This is a genomic window from Isoptericola sp. NPDC060257 (assembly GCF_042726645.1).
In the GTDB taxonomy this organism is placed as follows: Bacteria; Actinomycetota; Actinomycetes; order Actinomycetales; family Cellulomonadaceae; genus Isoptericola; species Isoptericola nanjingensis.
In genome coordinates this window covers 1-7,231 of sequence record NZ_JBHXAW010000234.1, presented here as the reverse complement: position 1 = coordinate 7,231, position 7,231 = coordinate 1, and the positions used below count along the sequence as shown (strand labels likewise).

General features: G+C 72.0%; 6 protein-coding genes. 1 reads left to right on the top strand and 5 read right to left on the bottom strand.

Annotation, left to right across the window (positions count from 1 at the left end; genetic code table 11):
* Positions 1–65: 65 nt before the first annotated feature.
* The 5 genes from ACFWEK_RS16660 to ACFWEK_RS16640 all read right to left on the bottom strand — a co-directional run bounded on the left by ACFWEK_RS16660 (position 66) and on the right by ACFWEK_RS16640 (position 6,265).
* Positions 66–1,283, bottom strand: a complete 1,218-nt coding sequence (locus tag ACFWEK_RS16660; protein WP_430554756.1) for an MFS transporter — start codon at positions 1,281–1,283, stop codon at positions 66–68.
* 141 nt (positions 1,284–1,424) lie between these two features.
* On the bottom strand, positions 1,425–3,101 hold the full coding sequence (locus ACFWEK_RS16655) for a glycoside hydrolase family 13 protein (protein ID WP_430554755.1): 1,677 nt from the start codon (positions 3,099–3,101) through the stop codon (positions 1,425–1,427).
* 48 nt (positions 3,102–3,149) lie between these two features.
* Positions 3,150–4,040: a carbohydrate ABC transporter permease gene (locus ACFWEK_RS16650; protein WP_430546553.1), complete on the bottom strand. Its 891-nt coding sequence runs from the start codon at positions 4,038–4,040 to the stop codon at positions 3,150–3,152.
* Complete coding sequence (locus ACFWEK_RS16645; protein WP_430546552.1) at positions 4,040–4,966, bottom strand: carbohydrate ABC transporter permease; 927 nt, start codon at positions 4,964–4,966, stop codon at positions 4,040–4,042. Before ACFWEK_RS16645 ends, ACFWEK_RS16650 begins: the two co-directional genes overlap by 1 nt.
* Before the next feature lie 30 nt (positions 4,967–4,996).
* A complete protein-coding gene (locus ACFWEK_RS16640; RefSeq protein WP_430554754.1) occupies positions 4,997–6,265 on the bottom strand; it encodes an ABC transporter substrate-binding protein in 1,269 nt (422 codons plus the stop codon).
* Between the two features lie 194 nt (positions 6,266–6,459).
* Between ACFWEK_RS16640 and ACFWEK_RS16635 the strand changes: the two genes are divergently transcribed.
* Positions 6,460–7,231 (top strand): ROK family transcriptional regulator (locus ACFWEK_RS16635; protein WP_430554753.1); only part of this gene is annotated, 772 nt, incomplete at its 3' end.

Sequence of the window (7,231 nt, the reverse complement as noted above, 5' to 3'; positions counted from 1 at the left end):
CCGTCATGGGACGGGAATCGCGTCCATGACGGTGTCAACCGCCTGTTCGGCGGTGAGGTTGCGGCTCAGGGCCGCGCGACCAGGTCGTCGACCCGCCCGCGCCGTGCGACGAGCCGGTTCAGGCGCTCGGACATGACCAGGCCCAGCGCCACGAGCACCGCGAGGAACAGGGGGAACACCCAGGCCCCGGCCCAGGTCGAGAGCACGCCGAAGACGGGCGGCGCGAGGGTCGAGCCGGTGTACGCCGCGGCCATCTGGATCCCGATGATCGCCTGCGAGCTGCGCGCGCCGAAGTTGACCGGCGTGGAGTGGATGATCGCGGGGTAGATCGGCGCGCACCCCAGGCCCGCGACCACGAGGCCGGCCAGGGCGGGCACCGGCGTGCCGACGGGCAGGGCGACCAGCAGGACACCGAGGCCGACCACCGCGAAGCCGCCGCGGATCAGCAGCGTGTCGCCGACCCTGTCGGCGAAGAATCCGGCGAGGAAGCGCCCGGCCGTGATGCCGAGGAGGAAGAGGGAGGCGAACGCGGCCGCGGTGGCGTCGTCGACCCCGCGGTCGGTGACCAGGTACGTCGACGCCCACAGGATCGCGGTGCTCTCGAGCGCGCAGTAGGCGAAGAACGCGGCCAGGACCAGCAGGACGCCGGGGATCCGCAGCGCCTGTGCGAGCGGGACGTGCGAGCCGCCGGTCGCCGCCGCGCCGTCGTCGGCGTGCTCGGCGCCGGGGGCCGGCCCGACCTTCCGCCAGAGCGGGATGCTGAGGATCAGCACGGCCGTGAGCACCGCCTGCGTGACGCCGACGATGCGGTAGGCGCTGGACCAGCCCAGGCCCGAGGTGATCGCGTAGCTCATGATGAACGGGCTGATCGAGGCGCCCAGGCCCCAGAAGCTGTGCAGCCAGTTCATGTGCCGCGCCGCAAAGTGCAGGGCGACGAAGTTGTTGAGCGCCGCGTCCACCGCGCCCGCCCCCAGGCCGTAGGGGACGGCCCACAGGCAGAGCAGCCAGAACGAGCCCGCGACGGAGAAGCCCACGAGCGCGGCGGCGGTCAGCCCGACGCTCACGGCGGTGACGGCGCCGGCCCCGAACCTCCGGGTCACCCGCTCGGACGCGAGGCTGGAGAGGATCGTGCCGCCCGCGATGATCATGGTGATGACCCCGGCGAAGGCGACGGGGACGCCGAGGTCCTGGTGCATCACGGGCCAGCCCGCACCGACGAGGGAGTCCGGGAGCCCGAGGCTGACGAAGGCGACGTAGATGAGCGCGAGGAGGAGCGAGTACACGGTGGGGCGGGTCGCCTTTCACGGGTGGCTGACGGGAGACGCGGCGAGGTCCATCGTCGCAGTCGTCGCCCGGGTCGGGTCGAGCCTGCCGCACCCCGGACGGGGGCGGCAGGCCCGACCTCCGGGACGGTCGGACAGGCGTCAGGACCGGAGCCAGGCGGTCGTGCCGCCGGGCAGCGCGCCGCCGGCGAGCGGCGCGCTGCTCAGCAGCACCTCGCCGTCGGGCAGCGGCACGGCGGCCGCGCCGAAGTTGGTGACGCTGGTCCACCCGTGGGGGCGGCGGAACGCGAGGACGTCCGGCGACCCCGTCTCGAGCCACTCGAGCTCCTCGGCGGCCTGCAGCTGTCGCCGGAGACGCAGCGCGTCGCGGTAGAGCTCCAGCGTCGAGCCCTCGACGCCGTCCTGGGCGTCGGCGGCGTGCTCGGCGAACCACGTCGGCTGCGGCAGGTGCGCGGGCCCGTCGCCGAAGCCGAGCGACGGCCCGTCCGCGGTCCAGGGCAGCGGCACGCGGCAGCCGTCGCGGCCGACCTCGACCCCCCGGTGGCGGAAGAACGTCGGGTCCTGACGCGCGCCGTCGGGGATGTCCGCGACCTCGTGGAGGCCGAGCTCCTCGCCCTGGTAGAGGTACGACGAGCCGGGCAGCGCGAGCTCGAGCAGCGTGGCGGCGCGCGCCCTGGCCAGCCCGGCCGCGCGGTCGAGCCGGTCCTCCGGGCCGCCGGCGAGCAGCCAGTCCGTGCCGCCCTTGCGCCGGTCGTCGCCGCGGGGGGCGAGGCCGTAGCGGGTGGCGTGCCGCACCACGTCGTGGTTGGAGAACACCCAGGTGGTCGACGAGCCCGTCGCCGCGGCCAGCTCCAGGTTGGCCGTGATGATGCGGCGGAACTGCGCGGCGTCGAAGTCGGCCTCGAGCAGGTCGAAGTTGAACGCCTGCCCCAGACCGTCCCTGCTGGCGTACCGCGCGCGGCGCTCGGCGGAGCCCACCCACGCCTCCGCGACGGCGGTACGGGGCGGGTCGTAGGAGTCGAAGACCTCGCGCCACGCGGCGTACACGTCGTGCACGTCGTCGCGGTCGAACAGGGGGTGCTGGCCGTCGCGCGGCAGCGCCTCGAGCTCGTCCTGGGACGGGAGTGGCTCGCCCTCGGCGGGCGGGTCCTTGGTGAGCATGTGAGCCACGTCGATGCGGAACCCGTCGACGCCGCGGTCGGACCAGAAGCGCAGCGTGCGCAGGAAGTCCTCGCGCACCTCCGGGTTGTCCCAGTTGAGGTCCGGCTGCTCGACGGCGAAGTGGTGGAAGTACCACTGCCCGTCGCCCACCGGCTCCCAGGCGGGGCCGCCGAAGGTGGAGGTCCAGTCCGCGGGCGGCAGCTCGCCGTGCTCGCCGAGGCCGTCGCGGAAGATGTAGCGGTCGCGGGCGGGCGACCCCTTCGGCGCGGCGAGGGCGTCGGCGAACCACTCGTGCAGGTTCGAGGTGTGGTTGGGGACGATGTCGACGACGACGCGGATCCCCGCGCCGTGCAGCGCGGCGACCATCTCGTCGAAGTCGGCGAGCGTGCCGATCCTCGGGTCGACGTCGCGGTAGTCGGCGACGTCGTAGCCGCCGTCGGCCAGCGCCGACGGGTAGAACGGGCTGAGCCACACGGCGTCGATCCCGAGAGCGGCCAGGTAGTCCACGCGGGAGGTGATGCCGCGCAGGTTGCCGATGCCGTCGCCGTCGGAGTCCGCGAAGCTGCGGGGGTAGATCTGGTAGACGGCGGCCTGGCGCCACCAGGTGGCGTCGGAGCCCTCGGTGGTGGGGGCGGGGACGTCGAGCAGGTCGCTCATGGGTGCATGCCCTTCTTCGGTGGTGCGGTCTGGCGGGGAGCCGGGCGGTCAGCCCTTCACAGCCCCCTGGGTGACGCCTTCCATCACCCAGCGCTGCGTGAACAGGTACGCGACGATCGCCGGAGCCATCGCCATGAGGTAGGAGGCGAACGAGACGTTGTAGTTGTTGCTGAACTGGGTCTGGAACAGCTGCTGGCGCACCGGCAGCGTCTGGAGGTCGGGGTCGGAGATGATCAGCGACGGCATCATGAAGTCGTTCCAGGCGTAGAGGAACGCGAAGATGCCGACCGTGGCGCTCATGGGGGCCAGGAGGGGGAAGATCAGCCTCCAGAAGGTCTGCCACGTGGTCGCGCCGTCGATCCGGGCGCTCTCCTCGAGCTCCAGCGGGATCGAGCGGAGGAACGCCGTGAACAGCAGGACGCTGAAGCTCAGCTGGAACATCGTGGCGAGCACGATCACGCCGAACGGGTTGTCGAGGCCGAGGCGCCCGGTGAGCTGGATCTGCGGCAGGGCGACGACCGGGAACGGGATGAACATCGCGCCGAGCAGGTAGAAGAACGACCAGCGGAACAGGCGGCGCTCCCAGTTGCGCATGATGGCGAACGACGCGACCGCCGCCAGCAGGATCGTCGCGGCGACCGTGCCCGCCGTCACGAGCACCGACACCGCCAGGCCGACGGGGAACTCGGTGAGCTGCCAGGCCTGGACGAAGCCCTGCACGTCGAACGGGGCCGGCAGCGAGAACGCGTTGCCGTCCACCGCCTGGCCCGTGGTCTTGAACGCCATCGAGACGGTGACGTACAGGGGCAGCAGCACGGTCACCGAGCACAGCAGGAGGAGCAGGGTGCCGGACCTGCTCCACCGTTCCCGGGTCGGTCGCAGCGGGCGCGCGGCGGCGGTGCGCGGCCTGCGCGCGGTCGGTGCGGTGAGCGTGGCCATCAGAGGGAGTTCCTTCCGCGGGTGACCGAGAGCTGGAGGAAGGCGATCAGCACCGTGACGACGAAGAAGATCGTCGCGTTCGCCATCTGGTAGGCGTAGTCGCCGCCGTTGAAGCCGGTGATGATGGTCATCGCGATGCTCCGGGTGGCCGTGCCGGGGCCGCCGTTGGTGAGGCCGACGATGATGTCGTAGGCGTTGAGGAAGTTCTTGAAGCCGAGGATGACGTTGATGACGACGTACCCGGCCATGAGCGGCAGGGTGATCCGCGCGAGCCGCTGCGACCTGGTCGCGCCGTCGATCTCGGCGGCCTCGTACACGTCGCCCGGGATGGCGAGCAGGCCCGCGATGTAGATGAGCAGGGTGCCGGGGACGGCCTGCCAGGCCGTGACGACGACGATCGCGAGCCAGGCCAGGTCCGGGTTCGCGAGCAGGCTCGTCTCCAGGAAGGGGATCCCGACGGCCTGCCCGGCAGCGGGCAGGGAGTTCGAGAACAGGAAGTTGAAGACGTACGCGATGATGATGCCGGAGACGACCATCGGGATGACGAAGACCGCGCGGAGGCCCACCTTCAGCCGGATGCGGGAGGTCAGCCCGACCGCCAGGAGGAACGCCACGACGTTCACCAGCACCACCGTCACGAGCGAGAAGCCGAAGGTGAACAGGTAGCTGCGCAGGATGGCGGGGTCGGTGAACGCGACGGCGTAGTTCGTGAGGCCGACGAAGTCCCAGTCCCCGATGCCGACCGAGTTGGTGAAGCTGAAGAAGATGCCGACGATCGCGGGGACCGGGATCGCCAGGGTGAAGAGCACGAGGCTCGGCAGGAGGAAGAGGTAGTAGATCGGTTCGGTCCGCCTGGCGCCGCGCGGAGCGCGCCGCGAGGCGGCCGGAGCGGGCACGGCCGCGGCGGTCGTGGTGAGGAGAGACATGAGCAAGGACTCCTTCGTTCCGCTCGGGCTCTACTGGCGCCGGGCCAGGCGGGCCCAGTCCGTGTCGAGGGTGCGCATCGTGGCGTCGACGTCGGCGCCGAACGCGATCCCCTGGGTGTAGGCCATGACCGGGATCGTCTTGGGCACGAGCACCGAGGCGCCCTGGTAGACCTGCCCCTCGTCGTAGTACTCCGTCATGCCCGCGAGCCGAGGGTCGGAGGGCGGCGGCGCGTCGGTCGTCGGGGTGTAGCCGAGCTGCGACTCGTTGTAGGCCTCGATGATCTCGGGCCGGTACAGGTACTCGAGGAAGTCGCGCGCGGCCCCCTGGTGGCGCGACCCCTCGGGGACGATCGCGGCGAGGTCGACGTTGACGCGCACCTTGAGGTCGGCCGGGTCCTCGGTCATGGGCAGGGGGAACGTGCCGAGGTCGAGGTCGGGATCGGTCTTGGCGATCTCGCTGAAGGCCCACGGGCCCTGGAGGTACATCGCGGCCTCGCCCTGGGCGAAGGCGAGGTTGCCGTCCCCGTACCCGCGGCTCGCGGCGTCGTCGTTCGTGTGCTGCGCGAGCCGGGTCATCTGCTCGAGGGGGCGGCTGAAGTCCTTCTCGAACGAGACGTCCGAGCGCGGGCCGACGTCCGCGCCCTCGGCGTCGAGCCGGTGGAAGAAGTCGAGGGTGTCGACCTGGCCGCCCACGGCGTAGTCGAACCACCCCTGCGCCACGGTCCAGTCGTCCTTGAACGTGCCGTAGAACGGCGTCACGCCCGCGGCCTCGAGCGTGTCCGCCACCTCGAGCAGCTCGCTCCAGGTCTGCGGCACCTCGAGGTCGTGCTCCGCGAAGACCGCCTTGTCGTAGATCACCGAGGCGGCCATCACCGAGTACGGCAGCGCGCTCGTCCGGCCGTCGCAGGTGCCGTACTGGTCCATGAGGGGCTGCAGGTCCGGCCGGATCCGGGTCGCGGCAGCGGTGTCGCCCAGGTCGCTCAGCGTGCAGCGGTCCACGAACCGCGCGACCTCCATGTTGTAGTTCGCGAGCATGAGGTCGGGCGGGTTGCCCCGCACGAAGCTCGCGGACACGACGTCGACCCCCGAGGTGTCGAGCTCCACGCGGACGTCGTCCTGCGACGCGTTGTAGTCGGCCACGACCTGGGTCATGTACGGGATCGCCTCGCGCTTGCTGAAGGTGAAGCGGACGGGCTCGGCGCCGTCGCCGCCGCCGCACCCCGCGAGGAGGCTGCTGACGAGGGCCAGCCCCAGCGCCCCGGAGATCCCGCGCAGCGCACGTCTCGGTTCCTCAGACACCGTCGTCCTTTCGTCGAGAGAGCTCGAACCGGGTAGATTTCAGCACTAAATGTTGTGTCGAAATTAACTCGGTCGAAGCACCATCTCACCCGCGTGCGCGCAGGGTCAACCCCTCTGGTCGAGAAAATCTCGGCCTAGAATCAACCCGCCCGCCGGCTCCCAGCCGGGAGGGGACCACGACGCGAGGCGGAACGATGACGAACGGCCCGGAGGGGGCCACGACTCCCTCGACCCACCTGGTGCGGCGGCTCAACGCCGAGCGCGTGCTCCAGGAGGTCTGGGACGGGGAGCCCGTGACGGCCAGCGACCTCATGGCCGCCACCGGCCTGGCGCGTTCCACCGTCCTGGCGCTGTGCCGGGAGCTCATGGACCGGGGCTGGCTCGTCGCCCTCGACGACGCCCGCGCCGCCGGCGCGTACACCAAGGGCCGCCCCGCGCTGCGCTACGCCTTCCGGCCCGACGCCGCGCTCGTCGTCGGCGTGGACGCCGGGCAGCACCGTGTCTCGGCGGCGGTCGCGGACCTGCACGGTCGGGTGCTCGCCGAGGAGGCCGTGCGGGTGGACCCGGCGAGCGACGCGGACGCGCGCCGGGCGACGGTCCGCGACGCCGTGGACGCCGCCGTGGCGAGGTCCGGCCGGGACGGCCGGGCCGTCGTCGCCGCGGTGCTGGGGGTGCCCGCGCCCGTGGGGACGGGCGACGTGCCGGCCGGCGCGCGGAACCCGTTCTGGGCGCTCATGAACCCCGGGCTGGGCGACCTGTTCGCGGCCCGCGGCTGGGACGTCGTCGTCGAGAACGACGCGAACCTCGCGGCCGTCGCGGAGACCGAGCACGGCGACGGCGCCGCGGCCTACGCCGCGCTCCTCGTGGGGGAGCGGATCGGGGCCGGGATCGTGCTGGACGGCGCCCTGCGGCGGGGGCCGCGCGGGGCGATCGGGGAGATGCGCATCCTCGACCTGGTCGAGGGGG

Bases quoted from the DNA above. Each gene is read 5' to 3' on its own strand.
- ACFWEK_RS16655 (WP_430554755.1), bottom strand. From the start codon at position 3,101: ATGAGCGACCTGCTCGACGTCCCCGCCCCCACCACCGAGGGCTCCGAC.
- ACFWEK_RS16650 (WP_430546553.1), bottom strand. From the start codon at position 4,040: ATGGCCACGCTCACCGCACCGACCGCGCGCAGGCCGCGCACCGCCGCC.
- ACFWEK_RS16645 (WP_430546552.1), bottom strand. From the start codon at position 4,966: ATGTCTCTCCTCACCACGACCGCCGCGGCCGTGCCCGCTCCGGCCGCC.